This window comes from Sphingomonas sp. Leaf242 (assembly GCF_001422045.1).
In the GTDB taxonomy this organism is placed as follows: domain Bacteria; phylum Pseudomonadota; class Alphaproteobacteria; order Sphingomonadales; family Sphingomonadaceae; genus Sphingomonas.
In genome coordinates this window covers 18,241-35,248 of sequence record NZ_LMLW01000012.1, presented here as the reverse complement: position 1 = coordinate 35,248, position 17,008 = coordinate 18,241, and the positions used below count along the sequence as shown (strand labels likewise).

The 17,008-nt window shown below is 66.2% G+C and carries 14 protein-coding genes and 1 pseudogene; 12 read left to right on the top strand and 3 right to left on the bottom strand.

Features of this window, described 5'->3' with window-relative positions:
- Window positions 1–44 precede the first annotated feature (44 nt).
- The gene (locus tag ASF09_RS17540; RefSeq protein WP_060527388.1) at window positions 45–956 is read right to left on the bottom strand and encodes an AraC family transcriptional regulator; all 912 of its coding nucleotides are present in this window, start codon (window positions 954–956) and stop codon (window positions 45–47) included.
- Between the two features lie 121 nt (window positions 957–1,077).
- Between ASF09_RS17540 and ASF09_RS17535 the strand changes: the two genes are divergently transcribed.
- On the top strand, window positions 1,078–2,196 hold the full coding sequence (locus ASF09_RS17535) for a zinc-binding alcohol dehydrogenase family protein (protein WP_060527387.1): 1,119 nt from the start codon (window positions 1,078–1,080) through the stop codon (window positions 2,194–2,196).
- Entirely contained in the window at window positions 2,193–2,618 is a 426-nt protein-coding gene (locus tag ASF09_RS17530) for a DUF3291 domain-containing protein (protein WP_060527386.1), read from the top strand. The genes ASF09_RS17535 and ASF09_RS17530 overlap by 4 nt, the downstream gene beginning before the upstream one ends.
- Window positions 2,619–2,664: 46 nt before the next feature.
- Here ASF09_RS17530 and ASF09_RS17525 read toward each other — a convergent pair.
- Window positions 2,665–3,803, bottom strand: a pseudogene (locus ASF09_RS17525) (efflux RND transporter permease subunit); the annotation flags it as partial.
- 612 nt (window positions 3,804–4,415) lie between these two features.
- On the opposite strand from ASF09_RS17525, the gene ASF09_RS17520 reads away from it, so the two are divergent.
- The 4 genes from ASF09_RS17520 to ASF09_RS17505 are packed head-to-tail and all read left to right on the top strand — an operon-like array spanning window position 4,416 to window position 7,441.
- Window positions 4,416–5,666, top strand: a complete 1,251-nt coding sequence (locus tag ASF09_RS17520; protein WP_060527385.1) for a lipoprotein-releasing ABC transporter permease subunit — start codon at window positions 4,416–4,418, stop codon at window positions 5,664–5,666.
- Window positions 5,659–6,372, top strand: coding sequence for an ABC transporter ATP-binding protein (locus tag ASF09_RS17515; RefSeq protein ID WP_060527384.1), 714 nt, complete (start codon window positions 5,659–5,661; stop codon window positions 6,370–6,372). The genes ASF09_RS17520 and ASF09_RS17515 overlap by 8 nt, the downstream gene beginning before the upstream one ends.
- Window positions 6,369–6,965: a GNAT family N-acetyltransferase gene (locus tag ASF09_RS17510; protein ID WP_060527383.1), complete on the top strand. Its 597-nt coding sequence runs from the start codon at window positions 6,369–6,371 to the stop codon at window positions 6,963–6,965. The genes ASF09_RS17515 and ASF09_RS17510 overlap by 4 nt, the downstream gene beginning before the upstream one ends.
- Window positions 6,962–7,441: a glutathione peroxidase gene (locus ASF09_RS17505; RefSeq protein WP_060527382.1), complete on the top strand. Its 480-nt coding sequence runs from the start codon at window positions 6,962–6,964 to the stop codon at window positions 7,439–7,441. Before ASF09_RS17510 ends, ASF09_RS17505 begins: the two co-directional genes overlap by 4 nt.
- Before the next feature lie 228 nt (window positions 7,442–7,669).
- Here the strand turns inward: ASF09_RS17505 and ASF09_RS17500 are convergent, their stop codons facing one another.
- Window positions 7,670–8,257 carry an HdeD family acid-resistance protein gene (locus tag ASF09_RS17500; protein ID WP_060527381.1) on the bottom strand — a complete coding sequence of 196 codons (588 nt, stop codon included), beginning with the start codon at window positions 8,255–8,257 and terminating at the stop codon, window positions 7,670–7,672.
- A gap of 151 nt (window positions 8,258–8,408) precedes the next feature.
- Between ASF09_RS17500 and dnaE the strand changes: the two genes are divergently transcribed.
- The 6 genes from dnaE (at window position 8,409) to rutA (ending at window position 16,797) form a co-directional block, all read left to right on the top strand.
- On the top strand, window positions 8,409–11,864 hold the full coding sequence (gene dnaE / locus ASF09_RS17495) for a DNA polymerase III subunit alpha (RefSeq protein WP_235529878.1): 3,456 nt from the start codon (window positions 8,409–8,411) through the stop codon (window positions 11,862–11,864).
- 19 nt (window positions 11,865–11,883) lie between these two features.
- Window positions 11,884–13,476 carry a long-chain fatty acid--CoA ligase gene (locus ASF09_RS17490; protein WP_060527379.1) on the top strand — a complete coding sequence of 531 codons (1,593 nt, stop codon included), beginning with the start codon at window positions 11,884–11,886 and terminating at the stop codon, window positions 13,474–13,476.
- Window positions 13,477–13,701: 225 nt separating this feature from the next.
- Window positions 13,702–14,430, top strand: a complete 729-nt coding sequence (gene rutB, locus ASF09_RS17485) for a pyrimidine utilization protein B (protein ID WP_060527378.1) — start codon at window positions 13,702–13,704, stop codon at window positions 14,428–14,430.
- 112 nt (window positions 14,431–14,542) lie between these two features.
- Window positions 14,543–14,926, top strand: coding sequence for a pyrimidine utilization protein C (gene rutC, locus ASF09_RS17480; protein WP_060527377.1), 384 nt, complete (start codon window positions 14,543–14,545; stop codon window positions 14,924–14,926).
- A complete protein-coding gene (gene rutD / locus ASF09_RS17475) occupies window positions 14,926–15,714 on the top strand; it encodes a pyrimidine utilization protein D (RefSeq protein ID WP_060527376.1) in 789 nt (262 codons plus the stop codon). The genes rutC and rutD overlap by 1 nt, the downstream gene beginning before the upstream one ends.
- Before the next feature lie 9 nt (window positions 15,715–15,723).
- Window positions 15,724–16,797, top strand: a complete 1,074-nt coding sequence (rutA, locus tag ASF09_RS17470; protein ID WP_060527375.1) for a pyrimidine utilization protein A — start codon at window positions 15,724–15,726, stop codon at window positions 16,795–16,797.
- The last annotated feature ends 211 nt before the right edge of the window (window positions 16,798–17,008 follow it).

Below are 17,008 nucleotides of genomic sequence, written 5' to 3'. Positions count from 1 at the left end.
GAAAAGGACGTCTGCGCGATCGCCGCGTGCGGCAATAAGGCCGGCTACACGGCCACCGCCTTGGTGAACTCGCTCGGCGAGTGGCCGAACGTCCGCTTGAACGCGGCACTGAACGCGCTTTCAGACTCGTAGCCGACGGCGGGGGCTACGGTCGCGATCGAGACACGCCCGCTTGCCAGCCGATCGGCCGCCAGCATCATCCGCCAGCGGGTCAAATAGTCCATTGCCGGCTCGCCGACCGTTTGCTTGAACCGCACGGCAAAGCTGGACCGCGACATGCCGCCTGTTCGGGCGAGGTCGGCGAGCGTCCAGCGCCGGGCGGGGTCTGCATGCATTGCCGAGATCACGGCGCGCATCTGCGTGTCGGCCAGCGCGAACAGCCAGCCAGCGCTATGCGGCGAGCGTTCGGCGAGGTGGAGTCGCAGCGCCTCGATCAGCAGCGTCTGCGCCAGATGCCCCGCCATCAGCGTGCCGCCCGGTTGCGGGTCTCGCAGCTCGCGCATCAACCGCTCGATCAGCCAGCCGAGTGCCGCCTTGGTCGCCTCTGCCCGGATGTGGACGATCGGGGGCAGGATGCCGAGCAAAAGGTCGGCGTGGAGCCCGGTGAAGTCGAAGAAGCCGCCCACGCCCGAGCAACTGCCGCCGCCGCCCAGCACACCGGTCTCGCCGGCGGGGAACGACGGGAAGAATGCAAAGGCGTCGGTCACCGGCGCGCCGATCGCGCTGTAGAGGCTGAACGCGACGCGGCCGGGCAGCAGGATGAAGTCGCCCGCGTAAAGCGCCATCGGCTCGCTTCCGCCCTCCAGTGCAATCCAGCATGTCCCGGTGTGAATCGCGAAGCATTTGACTCCTTCGGCCGGCGGGTAGGCAAGCGCCCAGTCCTCGCCGGCGTCCAGGCCTCGAAATCCGTAGCTGCTGGGCTTCAGCAGGGCGAGTACGTCCGACAAGGGATCCATTGCGACAATTCCTGGACGCTGGCGATGAATTGGCGGACTTTGCAGCATGGGCCGTCCAGTGTCACGGGACTATCCCGGATCCCAGCGATGCATCTTCACCTGGCACCGCGGGAGACAGATCATGACCGACAACACCGCCCTCTGGCTTTCCTCCAAGCGTGCTGCCTTAACCGTGGGAGCAGCGCCGTTTCCAACCGCGCAGTCGGGCGAAATCGTCATCCGCACCCGTGCGATCGCGGTGAACCCGATGGACCGGCTGGTGCAGACCTCGGGCGACCTGATGACTCCCTATCTTCATTACCCGGCGATCGTCGGCTCCGACGTCGCCGGCGAGGTCGTCGCCGTTGGCGCGAATGTTACGCGGTTTCAGGTCGGTGACCGGGTCGTGGGTTTTGCCGGGAGCACCGACAAGACACGTAACCGCGCCGCGGAGGGTGCTTTCCAGACCTACGTCGTCCTGCTTGAGCATATGACCGCCGCGATCCCGGATGCGCTCGCCTTCGAGGATGCTTCCGCGCTGCCGCTCGGTATCTCGACGGCAGCCTGTGCGCTTTTCCAGCGCGATTTCCTCGCGTTGAACACGCCCGCCAAGGGAGCACGGGCGACCGGTCGGATCGTCCTGGTATGGGGTGGGTCGACCAGCGTCGGCGTCAATGCGGTGCAACTGGCCGTCGCCGCTGGCTACGAGGTGATCGCCACGGCCTCGCCGCGCAACTTCGACCTCCTCAAGCGGCTCGGCGCCACCGCTGTATTCGACTATCGCAGCCCGACCGTCGTTGCCGACATAGGCGCGGCGTTGCGTGGGAAAACGGTCGCAGGCGCGGTCGCGATCGGTGCGGGATCGGTGCAGCCGTGCATCGACATTCTTGGATTGTGCAAAGGCAATCGCTTCATCGCGATGGCCACGCCGCCCGCGTCCTTCGACGCGGTCCCGGTGGGACGCGGTCATTGGCGCAAGTTGATTGCCGCGATGGCCGGCACGGTCGCCGGCAATATCGCACTCGCGCTGAGCGCACGCCGCAAGAAGGTGACCCTGAAAATGATCTGGGGCAGCACGTTGATCAGCAACGAGGTCGGGCCGATGATCTTCGAGACATTCCTGCCCGAAGCGCTGGCCGACGGCCGCTACGTGGCAGCGCCTGCAGTCGAAATCGCAGGACACGGGCTGGCGGCGATCCCGGTGGCACTCGAGCGGCAATGCCGCGGTGTCTCGGCGACCAAGCTGGTGGTGACGTTGTGAGCGGCTTCGTCGTCAGCGTCACTCGCTTCCGCGTTCGCAGCCTGCGGTTCCTGCCCTTCTTCCTGATCCATGCGCAGCGCTGCCTCGCGCGGATCAGGCGAAGCGACGGTTACATCGCCGGAGCGCTGCGCCACGATCGCGACCGCGCCTATTGGACGATGAGCGTATGGCGCGACGAGGCCGCACTGCTGGCGTATGTCACCGGCGGCGCCCACCGCAACGCGATGCCCAAGATGAGCGAGTGGGGCGACGAGGCCAGCACCGTTCGCTGGGTTCAGGACAGCGCCGACCTTCCGTCCTGGCCGGAGTCGATCGAGCGGATGCGCCGCGAGGGACGCTCCGTGCCGCTTCGCCATCCGGGACCGGGGCATGCCGGTCTCGGCTTCGCGGCGAGCGAGCCTGCGCAGATGGTGCGGATCTGAAGGGGAGCCTGTGCAGGGTCTTCCGGATCGAGCGCGTTCCCGGAGATCACATCCTTCGACGCCCTCCATTGCCGAACCGTGCATAGAGTGTCGGCAGGACGAAGAGCGTCAGCAGCGTCGCCGAGATCAGGCCGCCGATGACGACGGTCGCAAGCGGCTTCTGCACCTCGGCACCGGCGCCGTGGCCGAGCGCCATCGGTACGAAGCCGAGGCTGGCGACGAGCGCCGTCATGGCCACGGGGCGCAGCCGGGCCAGCGCGCCATCGTGTGCGGCACGGACCCTGTCCATGCCTCGGGCCATCAGGTCGCGGATCGACGACACCATGACCAGGCCGTTGAGAACGGCGATCCCCAACAGCGCGATGAAGCCGACCGCGGCGGAGACCGAGAACGGCATCCCTCGAACCACGAGCGCGAGCACGCCGCCGACCAGTGCGAGCGGCACGCCGGTGAACACGATCGCCGCGTCGCGGACCGAGCCGAGCGCGCCGTAGAGCAACAGCATGATGACCGCGAAGCAGACCGGCACGACGAGCATCAGCCGATCGCGCGCGGAGGCGAGGTTCTCGAACTGGCCACCCCATTCGACATAGGTGCCCGGCGGCATCGTCGCCTGCGCGTCGATCGCCGCGCGCGCGTCGGCGACCACGCCCGCGACGTCGCGGTCGCGCACATTGGCCTGGACCACCACGCGGCGCTTGCCGTTCTCGCGACTGATCTGGTTGGGGCCATCGACGACCGCGATGTCGGCGACGGTCGACAGCGGTACGAATCCGCCCGCCGATGTCGGGACGGGGATCTGCGCCACCTGGGTCAAGTCCGATCGCGACGCTTCGGACAGGCGGATCACTACCGGGAAACGCCGATCGCCCTCGAAGATCATGCCGGCCTCGCGCCCACCGATCGCGGCGGCCACCGTGTCCTGCACGTCGCCCGCGGTGACGCCGATCCGCGACATCGCCATGCGGTTCGGGCGGATGTCGAGCATCGGAAGGCCCTCCGTTTGTTCGACGCGGACATCGACGGCGCCGCGGGTCTTGCGCAGGACCTCGGCGATGCGATCGGCGGCGGCGTTCATGCCCCGAAGTCGTCGCCGAACACCTTGACGGCAATGTCGCCGTGCACGCCGGCGATCAGTTCGTTGAAGCGCATCTGGATCGGCTGCGTGATCTCGTACGCGTTCCCGCTGGATCGATGGCACGCCCTCGCTGCTCTGCCTCGAGATATCCACCCGCTCTCGTGACCGCGCCCGTCATCCTGACGAAAGTCAGGATTCGTAGTGGCGCGCGCAGCGCTGTTTAGCTCTGGGCACCGACTTTCGTCAGGATGACTGCACAGCCGTGGCGTCAAACGCTACTGCCGAAGATGTCTCGAAGTATAGCCCGCGCGGAAAACTGCACCGAACAAGCAAACGCCCGGACCGTTGCCGATCCGGGCGCCTGCGTGACGATCGCTCGTCAGCCCCCATTTTTTCGCTTCCGCTCTGCACCTTGCGGCGCGGCGTAAAAGCAGTCCCCGAACCACGGCCGTTGCCTGTGTCTCAGCGAGTTTGTTGCTAGTTATGTCGATGGATTTTGTCACGGTCTTTGCGCAAGCCGTTTCACGATTGGACTGCGGCTGTGGCGGTTTCGCAACAGACCAATCTAGACACTCCCGAACCGGGACTAACGCGGGACGCGCCGTATGGTCCGCCGTACGCTCCGCCGCACCGTCCCAAGCAGGCCCGACGGTTGCCTCGCAACGGGCCGCGTCCTAGAGCCGCTGCACTGTATCCCTAACGATCGAACCTGGCCGCCCATGATCCTGTCCCGCTACGAACGGATGATAGCCCGCCGCTATCTGCTGCCGGGCAAGGGCGAGGCGTTCATCTTCCTCGTCGCCTCGATCAGCCTGGTCGCGGTCATGCTCGGCGTCGCCGCGCTGGTGATCGTGATGAGCGTGATGAACGGCTTCCGCGCCGAGTTGTTCGACAAGATCGTCGGGCTCAACGGCCATGCGGTGGTGCAGGGCGTCGGCGGCCGGCTTCCCGACTGGCGCGAGATCGTTGCGCAGGCGCAGAAGACGCCGGGCGTCACCAGCGCGCTGCCGCTGATCGAACAGCCGCTCGCCGCCACTTATAACGGCCGCGCCGAGGCGGTGCTGGTGCGCGGGATGCGCGTCGACGACATCCGTCGCAATTCGACGATCAGCAACAAGGTCGTGATGGGGTCGCTCCAGTCGATCACGCAAGGCTCCGGCCGCATCGCGATCGGTTCGCGGCTCGCCGAATCGCTCGGCGCGCAGGTCGGCTCGGAGATTTCGCTGTTCAGTCCGCAAGGCCAGACCACGCCGTTCGGCACCGTGCCACGGATCGTCAGCTATACGGTCGGCGCGATCTTCGAGATCGGCGTCTATGATTACGACAAGGCGTACATCATCATGCCGATCGAGGATGCGCAGACGCTGCTCCTGATGGGCGACGCCGCCGGCATGGTCGAGCTGAAGACGGTCGATGCGGACCGCGTCGGCGAGATCCTGAAGCCGCTCGCCGACAAGATCGGCGGCAACGCGGTGATCGCCGATTGGCGGACGATGAACGCGCAGCTGTTCGAGGCGCTCGCGGTCGAGCGCGTCGCGATGTTCACCGTGCTGTCGATCATCATCCTGGTCGCGGTGTTCAACATCCTCTCGTCGCTGATCATGCTGGTCCGCGCCAAGACGCGCGACATCGCGATCCTGCGAACGATGGGCGCGACGCGGGGCTCGATGATGCGGATCTTCATCGTCGTCGGCACCACCATCGGGGCGCTCGGCACGGTCGCGGGCCTCATGCTCGGCTTCATCTTCCTGTTCTACCGACAGGGCGTGGTGAACTTCGTCCAGCTCGTCACCGGCCAGAATTTGTGGGATCCGTCGATCCGCTACCTGACCGAACTCCCGTCGAAGACCGACCCCGTCGAGATCGTCGTCATCGCGCTGATGGCGCTCGTCTTCAGCTTCCTCGCAACGCTCTATCCGGCCTGGAAAGCGGCGAGTACCGACCCCGTGCAGGTGCTGCGTTATGAATGAAGGCCTTCGTATCGACCGCAAGATCGAGAAGTTCGACGATTACGTCCTCCAGACGAGCGGTCTGACCAAGAGCTTCACGCAGGGCGGCGCGACCATCGACGTGCTGCGCGGTGTCGACCTCGCGATCGCGCCGGGCGAGATCGTCGCGCTGCTCGGGCCGTCGGGCTCGGGCAAGTCGACCTTGTTGCAAGCCGTGGGCCTGCTCGAGGGTGGCTTCCAGGGATCGATCAGGATCGCCGGTACCGAGGCGGCCAAGCTCAACGCGCATGAGCGTACCGTGGTGCGCCGCGACAGCCTCGGCTTCGTCTACCAGTTCCATCACCTCCTGCCGGACTTCAACGCGACCGAGAACGTCGTCCTCCCGCAGCTCGTCCACGGCGCCACGCGGGTCGAGGCGGACCGGCGGGCAGCGGAATTGCTGACGCAACTCGGCCTCGGCCACCGCCTGACGCACCGCCCGAGCCAGCTGTCCGGCGGGGAGCAACAGCGCGTCGCAGTCGCCCGCGCGCTCGCCAACAAGCCAGCCCTGGTCCTCGCGGACGAGCCGACCGGCAACCTTGACGAACACACCGCGGACATCGTTTTCGCCGAGTTCATCCGACTGGTCCGCGAACAGGGCACAGCGGCGGTGGTCGCGACGCACAACGAGCGGCTCGCGGCCCGCATGGACCGCGTGCTGCGACTGCACGAGGGACGGCTGGCGTGACCTGGGGCGAGACGCCGACGCTCACCGGGCGTCACGTCACGCTCCGCCCGCTGGTCGCCGAAGACATGGACGCGCTGGTCGCGGCGGCGTCGGCGGACAAGTTGTGGGACACGTTCTACGCCAACGTCGCGATGATGAAGGCGCCGGACCGCTGGCTCGCCGCCGCGTTACACGAACAGGACTTCGGGCGGGCGCGACTGTTTGCGGTAGAGGCCGCCGGGATTGTCGTCGGCACCACGCGATTCATGCGGATGAACGCGGCGCACAAGCGACTCGAAATCGGCGGCACCTTCTACGCCAAGTCTGTCCAGCGCACCGGCGTCAACACCGAAGCCAAGCTCATGCTGCTGACGCACGCTTTCGACGCACTCGGCTGCGAATGCGTTCAGATCCGCACCGACTCACTCAACAAGAATTCCCAGCGCGCGATCGAACGCCTCGGCGCCAAGCGCGATGGCGTGCTGCGCGGGCATCAGGTGATGGCCGACGGCCGCTTGCGCGACACCGTCGTCTACAGCATCCTCCGCCACGAGTGGCCGGGCGTGCGTCAGAACCTGGCGTATCTGCTCGCCCGCAACGAGGACCGGCCATGACCGCGATCACCGACTTCACCGTAAAGAGCGCCGATGGCAGCGCGGCGTCGCTCGAACCCTATCGTGGCAAGGTGCTGTTGATCGTCAACACCGCCTCGAAATGCGGCTTTACCCCGCAATATGACGGACTCGAAGCACTCCATCGTGACTATGCCGATCGGGATTTCGAAGTGCTCGCGTTCCCGTGCAACCAGTTCGGCGGGCAGGAGCCGGGGGACGCAGCGGAGATCGCGAACTTCTGCACGCTGACCTACGACGTGACGTTCCCGGTCTTCGCGAAGATCGACGTCAACGGGGCAGGGGCGGACCCGCTGTTCGAGCGGTTGAAGTCGGATGCGCCGGGGGTGCTCGGGTCGAAAGCGATCAAGTGGAACTTTACCAAGTTCCTAGTCGGGCGCGATGGGGAGGTCGTGGATCGCTACGCCCCAACGACCAAGCCTGAGGACATCCGCAAGGACATCGAAAAGCTGCTCTAGAGCCTCGACCTACCACCCCGCACTTTCATCACCACCCCGGCGAAGGCCGGGGCCCAATTGGGGGACGGCGGTGAACCACAGCGCTTCGTTACTGCAACCTCTCCAATTGGGCCCCGACCTCCGCCGGGGTGGCGTTTATGTTGTGGAGCGCGATCGCAAACTAAGCTTGTTCCCCCGCGAAGGCGGGGGCCCAGACTGGACTCCCGCCTTCGCGGGAGAACATCGCGCTCACACCGAAAACGCCGGCGCCCCCTTCTTATGCGCAAGCGCCGAAGCCACCGAAGTAACCCCACCAAACAAGAAACTGATCCCCAGCACATACCCCGGCAACGTCAACGCCGACCAAGGCAGCGTGGCCAACACGATCACCGCCAGCACGATGTTCACCACCCCCAGCGCGATCATCAGCCCCTTACCCCGCCGAAACCGCGCCCCCAGCCCGATCTCCAACGCCCCACGCACACCCAGCCAAACCGCAATCAGCAACGTCAGCGAGATCGCGCCCGTCGCCGGCTCGAACGCCATGATCAACCCGATCACCAGCGACACCAGCCCGAACCCGATCGCATAGCCGCGCCCCTCATGCCCCTTGCCGGCAAACCCCGACACGATCGACACGATCCCGGCCGCAATGAAGAACGCGCCGATCACCAGAGTCGCGGCATAGGTCGCGGAAAACGGCGACGCGAACGCCATGATCCCGAGCGCCACCGACAGCACGCCGTACGCCAGGATCCACCCCCAACCGGCGCCCGCACGAGGCGTCCCAGCCGCCGTAGTTTCGGTATCGGCAAAGCGCCCGCGTGGATCGGTCATCAGAAATGCTCCCAGAAGTCCCCGCCGCAACGGCTCGTCGTGTCCGCAGTTCCGATCGGACTCATCCCGGCTGGTCGAATCACGCCGCAGCGCCTACCTCCTGTCGATGCATTCCGGTTACGTCCCCCTCCGCGTTTTCTCCTGCTACACCATGCTCGACGGCGCCATCGATCCCAAGGCGATCGCCAAGCAGGCGCGCGCGCTGGGCTTTCCCGCCGCCGCGCTGACCGATCGCAACGGGCTCTACGCCGCGATGGCCTATTCGGACGCGGCCAAGAAGGACGGCGTCCAGCCGATCATCGGCGTCATGCTCGGCGTCGGTCGCCCCGACATGCCCGACGGCGTCGCGACGCAGTTCGACTGGCTCGCGCTCTACGCGCAGAACATGACGGGCTACGACAATCTCTGCGCGCTCGTCTCGATGGCGCATCTCGACCGCCCGATCGAAATGCCCGCGCACGTCGATTTCGCCGCGCTCGAACGCCACACCGACGGCTTGATCGCGCTGACCGCAGGGGGCGAAGGCGGTCTCGCCCGGCTGTTCGCGGAAGGCCAGCCCGATCGCGCCCGCGCGTATCTCGACCGCCTGCAAGGCCTGTTCGACGACCGCCTCTATATCGAACTCTCGCGCCGCAACGACGCGATCGAGACCGCGGCCGAAGCTGACCTCATCGACATCGCCTATGAGCGCAACCTGCCGCTGGTCGCGACCAACCCGTGCTGCTTCACCGAGAGCGCGTTCGGCGATGCGCACGACGCCATGCTCTGCATCGCGCACTCGACCTATGTCGAGACCGAGGACCGCATCCGCAGCTGCCCCGAAGCCTGGATGAAGCCCGCGCCGGTGATGCACGAGATGTTCGCCGACCTTCCCGAGGCGATCGCCAACACGCTCGTCGTAGCCCAGCGCTGCGCGGTGATGGCGCCGTATCGCAAACCGATCCTCCCCAGCCTCGCCGGCGATATCGAGGGCGAGGCCAAGCTGCTCCGCGACGACGCCGAAGCCGGTCTCGAAGCGCGCCTAGCCCGCATTACTGAACTCCACGGTGAGGGCGAGGACGGCTGGCGCGACGTGTACCGCAAGAGGCTCGCGTTCGAGGTCGACGTGATCGTCCAGATGGGCTTCCCCGGATATTTCCTGATCGTCGCCGATTTCATCAAATGGGCGAAGGACCACGACATCCCGGTCGGCCCGGGCCGCGGCTCGGGCGCAGGCTCGGTCGTTGCCTGGTCGCTGACGATCACGGACCTCGACCCGATCAAGCTCGGCCTGCTGTTCGAGCGTTTCCTGAACCCGGAACGCGTGTCGATGCCCGATTTCGACATCGATTTCTGCGAAACCCGCCGCGTCGAGGTGATCCGCTACGTCCAGGAGAAATACGGCCGCGATCAGGTCGCGCAGATCATCACCTTCGGGAAGCTGAAGGCACGCGCGGTGCTCAAGGACACCGGCCGCGTGCTGCAGATGAGCTACGGACAGATCGATCGTCTCGCGAAACTGGTCCCGAACCACCCGACCGACCCGTGGACGCTGGAGCGCGCGCTCAACGGCGTCGGCGAACTGGCAAAGGAATACGCCAACGACAACGGTGTCCGGAAACTTCTAGATCTGGCGATGAAGCTGGAAGGCCTGCCGCGTCACTCGTCGACGCACGCCGCCGGCGTGGTGATCGGCGACCGGCCGCTCGCACAGCTCGTGCCCCTGTACCGCGATCCGCGCTCCGACATGCCCGTCACGCAGTTCGACATGAAATACGTCGAGGGCGCGGGCCTCGTGAAGTTCGATTTCCTCGGGCTCAAGACGCTGTCAGTGCTCCAGAAGGCGGTGCAGTTGCTTGCCAAGCGCGGCGTGACGGTCGATCTCGATGCGCTCGAATGGGACGACACCGGCGTCTACGCGCTCCTGCAAAAGGGCGACACGGTCGGCGTGTTCCAGCTCGAGTCGGAGGGCATGCGCCGCACGCTGTCCGCCGTGCGCCCGTCCAATTTCGGCGACATCATCGCGCTCGTGTCGCTCTATCGACCAGGCCCGATGGACAACATCCCCTCGTTCGGCCGCCGCAAGAACGGCACCGAGGCGATCGACTATCCGCACCCGCTGCTCGAACCGATCCTGTCGGAGACCTATGGGATCTTCGTCTATCAGGAACAGGTCATGCAGGCCGCCCAGGTGCTGGCCGGCTTCTCGCTCGGCGGCGCGGATCTGTTGCGGCGCGCGATGGGCAAGAAGGTGAAGGCTGAGATGGACGCGCAGCGCGCGGGGTTCGTCGAGGGCTGTCTCACCGTCAACGGCATCAAGAAGGCCGAGGCCAACGCGCTGTTCGACTTGATCGACAAGTTTGCCGGCTACGGCTTCAACAAGAGCCACGCCGCCGCGTATGCGCTGCTCGCCTACCAGACCGCCTGGCTGAAAGCGCATCACCCGCACGAATTCTTCGCCGCCTCGATGTGCTACGACCTCCACCAGACCGACAAGCTCGCGATCTTTACGGATGACATGCGCCGTCTCGGGATCACCGCGCTGCCGCCGTGCATCAACGCGAGCCAGGCCGAGTTCGACGTCGAGGTTCTGCCCGACGTCGAGGAGAACAATCTCGCCGTCCGCTACGCCCTCGGCGCGCTGAAATCGGTCGGCGAAGGCGCGATGGAGAAGCTCATCGTCGAGCGCGTCCAGAACGGTCCGTTCGCCGGTCTCGACGATCTCGCCAAGCGCGTCGACCCGCGCCTGCTCAACAAGCGCCAGCTCGAAACGCTCGCCGCCGCCGGCGCGTTCGACGGCTTGGACCCGAACCGCGCCGGCATCCACGCCACCGCCGAGACGATCCTCGCGATCGCCGCGCGTACGCACGAACAGAAGACCAGCGGGCAGGGCGGCCTGTTCGGCGACGCCGAACCCGCGGGCGACGCGATCAAGCTCCCCCCCGCGGTCCGCTGGACGCTCAGCCAGCGCATGGACCAGGAGAAGGAGGCGTTCGGCTTCTATTTCTCCGCGCACCCGGTCGATCGCCACCGCCATATCGCGGTCAGCCACGGCGCCCGCGCCTACACCGCGCTATCCGAGCTCAACATCCCCGACGACGGCAGCCGCGCCGGCGCGACGATGGCGGTGCTGGTCGAGGACGCGCGTTATCGCACGTCCGCGCGCGGCAAGCGTTTCATGATGGCGCAATGCTCCGACGCCAGCGGCCAGTTCATGGCAACCTGCTTCGACGATCAGGTCTCGAAGGATCTCGAAGAAGCGGCCAAGGCCGGCGGCTGCGGGCTCATCACCGTCGAGCTCGACCGCAAGCCCGGCGAGGACACGCCGCGCGTCAGCATCAAGCGCATTCAGCCGTTCGAGGGCCTCGCCAACCTCGCGCGCTTCCAGGTGGTCGTGACGATCTCCGAGATGACCGCGTTCGCCGGCCTCGCCTCGCTGCTCGCCGAACATCGCGGTGCGCGCGGTGAGGTCCGCGTGCGCGCGCAACTGCCCGACGGCGAGGTCTGCATCCTGCTGGGTCGCGACTTCCTGCTCGACGGAGAGCTTGTCGAGCACATCGAGTCGTTGCACGGTGTCGCCAAGGTGGAGATGAAGACCTCGGAAACGAGGCTCGCTCTGGTCGGGTAACTGCTTGGGAGAGCGCAAAATGCTGGGTGGAATGCAGGATTTCGAGCTTCGTGTTCCCCGCCTGATCGACCACGCGGCCCGCGAACACGGGCGCCGGGAAGTCGTCAGTTACTGGGCCGATGGTCGCGAAACCCGCACGAATTGGGCCGGCATCTCCCGCGACGCTCGCAAACTGGCCCAAGCGCTCGAAAAACTAGGCGTAGCGCCCGGTGACCGGGTAGCGACGCTGGCGATGAACCACGCGCATCACTTGGTCGCCTGGTACGGCACGATCGGCATGGGCTGCGTCATCCACACCATCAACCCGCGCCTGTTCGACGAACAGCTCGTCTACATCGCCAACCACGCCGAAGACCGCGTGATGCTCTACGACAAGGCATTCCAGCCGCTGGTCGATCGCCTTCGCACGCAGTGGACCAGTATCCGCCATTACGTGTGCTTCGATGACCTGGGACCCGACGGCTTCCAGGCGCTGCTCGACGCCGAGGACGGCGATTATGAATGGGTCGAAGGCCCCGAGCGCGAGCCTTGCATGCTCTGCTACACCAGCGGCACCACCGGCAATCCGAAGGGCGTGCTTTACACGCACCGCTCGACGCTGATCCACGCGATGGCCGAGGTCGCGCCGTGGGTGTTCGATCTCTCCCCCAACGCCGTCGTGCTCCCGGTCGTGCCGATGTTCCACGCTGCCGCCTGGGGCCTGCCGTTCGCCTGTGCATTGTCGGGGGCCAAGGTCGTCTATTCCGCGGTCAACGATCCGGCCGTGCTGTGCCGCCTGATGAACGACGAGAAGGTGACGCACTCCGCCGGCGTGCCGACCGTCTGGCTGGCGATGTTCGGTCACATGGACGCGACCGGCGATGCGCCCGCGCACCTTAAGCTCGTCACCATCGGCGGTTCGGCAGCGCCGCGCGCGATGATCGAGCGGATCATGGGCATGGGTGCAACCGTCAAGCACCTCTGGGGTATGACCGAGACCTCGCCGATCGGCACCGCCGGCTTCGCGCCCCCGCACTGGGATGACATGACGCACGAGGAGAAGCTGGATCTCGTCGGCAAGCAGGGCAGCGTCCCCTTCGGCATAGAACTCCGCATCATCGACGACGAGGGCACGGTGCTAGCCCGCGACGGCAAGGTCGCCGGCCGGTTGCAGGTCCGCGGTCCTTGGGTCGTCCAGCGCTATTTCGGCGCCGACGAGGATGCGGTCGACGCGGACGGCTGGTTCGATACCGGCGATGTCGCGATGCTGCATGCCGACGGCACGATGCAAATCACCGATCGTTCGAAAGACGTCATCAAATCCGGCGGAGAATGGATCAGTTCGGTCGACCTGGAGAACGCCGCGGTCGGCTGTCCGGGCGTGGCGGAGGCGGCGGCGATCGGCATTCACCATCCGAAATGGGACGAGCGCCCGCTGTTGCTGGTAGTCCGTAAACCCGGCAGCGACGTGGGAGAAGCCGAGATCCGCGACCACCTGGCAAAGCACGTCGCCAAATGGTGGCTCCCCGACGCGATCGTGTTCGTCGAGGACCTGCCGCACACCGCGACGGGCAAGCTGCTGAAGACCGCCCTACGCGAACGCTTCAGGGACTTCGTGTTGGCGACGGCTTAGCCTCCCCCGTCATGCCGGGCTCGTTCTGGCATCCACCGCTACGAACTTGCGAGCATAGGAGACGCTGCGCGGTCAGTTCGCCGTTCCTTGTTCTCCCGCGAAGGCGGGAGCCCGGTCTGGGTCCCCGCCTTCGCGGGGAAACAAGTTCTCTGCCCCCCGACGCTCCCCAACCGCCCAATTCATTTCGCACTTGCACAATTCCGAAGATGCAGCGAGCTTGTCACAATGACCGAGGCTACCCCGATCATCCGTACCGGCGCGAACGAGGCGAACGCCGTCACGTTGCCCGCACGGCCGGAAGCGCTCCGCCTCGATCCCGCGGAAACCGCCGTCGTCGTCATCGACATGCAGAACGCCTACGCCTCCCCCGGCGGCTACGTCGACACGGCCGGTTTCGACATCGCAGGCTCAGCCGGCACCATCGCCCAGATCGCCAAGGTCCTCGACACCGCCCGCGCGGCGAAAATGCCGGTCGTGTTCCTGCAGAACGGCTGGGACCCCGACTATGTCGAGGCCGGCGGCCCCGGCTCTCCAAACTGGCACAAGTCCAACGCGCTGAAAACGATGCGCGCCCGCCCCGAACTCCACGGCCAGTTCCTCGCGCGCGGCGGCTGGGACTATGAGATCGTCGACGCGCTCGCTCCCCAACCCGGCGACATCCGCGTTCACAAGACACGCTACAGCGCATTCTTCAATTCGCAGCTCGACAGCATCCTGCGCAGTCGCGGTATCCGCAACATCGTCTTCGTCGGCATCGCCACCAACGTCTGCGTCGAGAGCACGCTGCGCGACGGCTTCCACCTCGAATATTTCGGCGTGATGCTGGAGGACGCGACGCATCACCTCGGGCCGCCCGAGATGCAGGCGGCGACGGTCTACAACGTCGAGAAGTTCTTCGGCTGGGTCAGCACGGTCGGCGATTTCTGCGGTTCGTTCGGGCAGTTGCCGAAGTGACCCTTCCTTGTTCCCTCGCGAACGCGGGGGGCCAGGAATCACGAACGCTACCGCCCGCAACCCTGGACCCCCGCCTCCGCGGGGGAACGGCGATGACTTGAAAGGAAAGCAGATGCCGTTCGAAGCCATCAACCCGCCCCAGTTCCCGACCCCCATCGCACCCTATTCGGCCGCCGCGAAGGCGGGCAACACGGTCTACGTCTCGGGCGTGCTGGCACTAGGCGAGGGCGGCACGGTCCTCCACGTCGGCGACGCCGCAGCCCAAACCCGCGCCGTCCTCGATACCATCAAGACCACGCTCGAGGCCGCCGGCGCGACGCTGGCGGACGTCGCCTTCAACCACATCTTCCTGAAGGACCTCGCCGACTACGCCGCCTTCAACACGGTCTACGCCGAGTATTTCCCCGGCCCCAAGCCCGCGCGCTACTGCATCAAGACAGACCTCGTGAAGCCCGAGTGCCTCGTCGAGATCGCCAGCACCGCCCACCTCGCCTGATGGGGATCGCAGGCGGCATCCATTGGGAGGAACACGGCCAGCCCGACGGCCCCGCGATCCTCTTGTCGAGCGGCCTCGGCGGCTCGGGAAGCTACTGGCAGCCGAACCTCGCGGCCCTCGGCGCCGGTCACCGCGTCATCACCTACGACCACCGCGGCACCGGCCGCTCCGACGCCCACGTCCCCGGCGACCTGACCGTCGACGCAATGGCCGCCGACGTCGTCGCGCTCATGGACGCGATCGGGCTCGGGAGCTGCACCTTCATCGGCCACGCGCTCGGCGGCCATATCGGCCTCGCGCTCGCCCTGTCCGCACCCGAACGGCTAGACCGTCTCGTCGTCATCAACGGCTGGGCCAAGCTCGACCCGCACACCGCGCGCTGTTTCGACACGCGCCTCGCGCTGCTGAGCGACAGCGGCCCCCGCGCGTATCTCCACGCGCAACCGCTGTTCCTCTACCCGCCGCAATGGATTTCGGACCATCACGACCGGATCCAGGACGAGGAGGAGGCGATGCTCGCGCATTTCCCCGGCGCGGAGATGATCCAGCGACGCGTCGCGGCGGTCCGCCGGTTCAACATCGCCGGCCGCCTCGACGAGATCCGCGTCCCGACGTTGCTGGTAGCCTCGGACGACGACATGCTCGTCCCCCCGTCCGCGTCCGAGAAACTTGCCGCCGGCATCCCCGGCGCGCAGCTTGCGCGGATGGCGGCGGGCGCGCACGCCTGCAACGTGACGCGCGCGGAGCATTTCAACATGTGGCTGCTCGACTGGCTCGACGGCGAATAGGAGCGGCATATGCAGGTCGGCGTCTTCGTTCCCATCAACAACAATGGCTGGCTGATCAGCGAAAACGCGCCGCAGTACAAACCAAGCTTCGACCTCAACAAGGCGATCGCGCAGGCGGCCGAGAAGCACGGCCTCGATTTCCTGCTGTCGATGATCAAGCTGCGCGGGTTCGGCGGCAAGACCGAATTCTGGGAATACGGGCTGGAGAGCTTCACGCTGATGGCCGGGCTCGCCGCCGTCACCGAGAAGATCAAGATCTACGCGACCTGCGCCACGCTGCTCGTGCCGCCCGCCTACGCCGCACGGATGTGCAACACGATCGATTCGATCAGCCACGGGCGGTTCGGCCTCAACCTCATCACCGGCTGGCAGCCGCCCGAATATACGCAGATGGGCATGTGGCCCGGCGACGAGCATTTCCGCAATCGCTACACGATGCTCGACGAATACGCACACATCCTCCGCGAGCTGTGGGAAGAGGGGACGTCCGACTTCAAGGGCGACTATTACCAGATGACCGACTGCCGCGTCTGGCCCAAGCCGACCGGCGACATGAAGATCATCTGCGCCGGCTCCTCCGACGACGGCTTGGCGTTCTCGGCGAAATGGGCCGACTACGCGTTCTGCCTGGGGAAGGGCGTCAACACCCCGACCGCTTTTGCGTTCAACAACGAGCGGCTGGCCGTAGCGACCGCGAAAACCGGCCGCGACGTTCAGATATTCGTCCTGATCATGATCATTGCCGCCGAAACCGACGACGAGGCGATGGCGAAGTGGAAACACTATAACGCTGGCGTGGACGTCGACGCGATCGCCTGGCTGATCGATCAGGGCGCCAAGGACACGCACAACACCGACACCAACGTCCGCCAGCTTGCCGCCCCCGAAGGTGCGGTCAACATCAACATGGGCACATTGGTCGGCTCGTACGAAAGCATCGCGCGGATGCTCGACGAGATGGCCGCCGTCCCCAACACCGGCGGGGTCCTCCTGACCTTCGACGACTTTCTCGAAGGCGTGGAGGCATTTGGGACGCGTATCCAGCCGCTGATGAAGAGCCGCGCGGGCGAGGTCCCGGGCTGAAGTAGCGGCTTGCTGGCCTAACCCGCCCCAACCTTCTTTTGCCTCGCCCTCTCCCGTTGAGAGAGGGAAGGGCCAGCGGCATCTCCGCCGTGGAAAGGGTGAGGGCAAGAGGAGGGCGCGCGTGACGAAGCGATCACCGCGCAACACCACCCCGGCGAAGGCCGGGGCCCAATCGGGGAACGAAGATAATGGAGGGCAGCGCTCCGTTACG

Coding starts and splice junctions, on each gene's coding strand:
- ASF09_RS17540 (WP_060527388.1), bottom strand. CDS start 956: ATGGATCCCTTGTCGGACGTACTCGCCCTGCTGAAGCCCAGCAGCTAC.
- ASF09_RS17535 (WP_060527387.1), top strand. CDS start 1,078: ATGACCGACAACACCGCCCTCTGGCTTTCCTCCAAGCGTGCTGCCTTA.
- ASF09_RS17520 (WP_060527385.1), top strand. CDS start 4,416: ATGATCCTGTCCCGCTACGAACGGATGATAGCCCGCCGCTATCTGCTG.
- ASF09_RS17515 (WP_060527384.1), top strand. CDS start 5,659: ATGAATGAAGGCCTTCGTATCGACCGCAAGATCGAGAAGTTCGACGAT.
- ASF09_RS17505 (WP_060527382.1), top strand. CDS start 6,962: ATGACCGCGATCACCGACTTCACCGTAAAGAGCGCCGATGGCAGCGCG.
- ASF09_RS17500 (WP_060527381.1), bottom strand. CDS start 8,257: ATGACCGATCCACGCGGGCGCTTTGCCGATACCGAAACTACGGCGGCT.
- dnaE (WP_235529878.1), top strand. CDS start 8,409: ATGCTCGACGGCGCCATCGATCCCAAGGCGATCGCCAAGCAGGCGCGC.
- ASF09_RS17490 (WP_060527379.1), top strand. CDS start 11,884: ATGCTGGGTGGAATGCAGGATTTCGAGCTTCGTGTTCCCCGCCTGATC.
- rutB (WP_060527378.1), top strand. CDS start 13,702: ATGACCGAGGCTACCCCGATCATCCGTACCGGCGCGAACGAGGCGAAC.
- rutC (WP_060527377.1), top strand. CDS start 14,543: ATGCCGTTCGAAGCCATCAACCCGCCCCAGTTCCCGACCCCCATCGCA.
- rutD (WP_060527376.1), top strand. CDS start 14,926: ATGGGGATCGCAGGCGGCATCCATTGGGAGGAACACGGCCAGCCCGAC.
- rutA (WP_060527375.1), top strand. CDS start 15,724: ATGCAGGTCGGCGTCTTCGTTCCCATCAACAACAATGGCTGGCTGATC.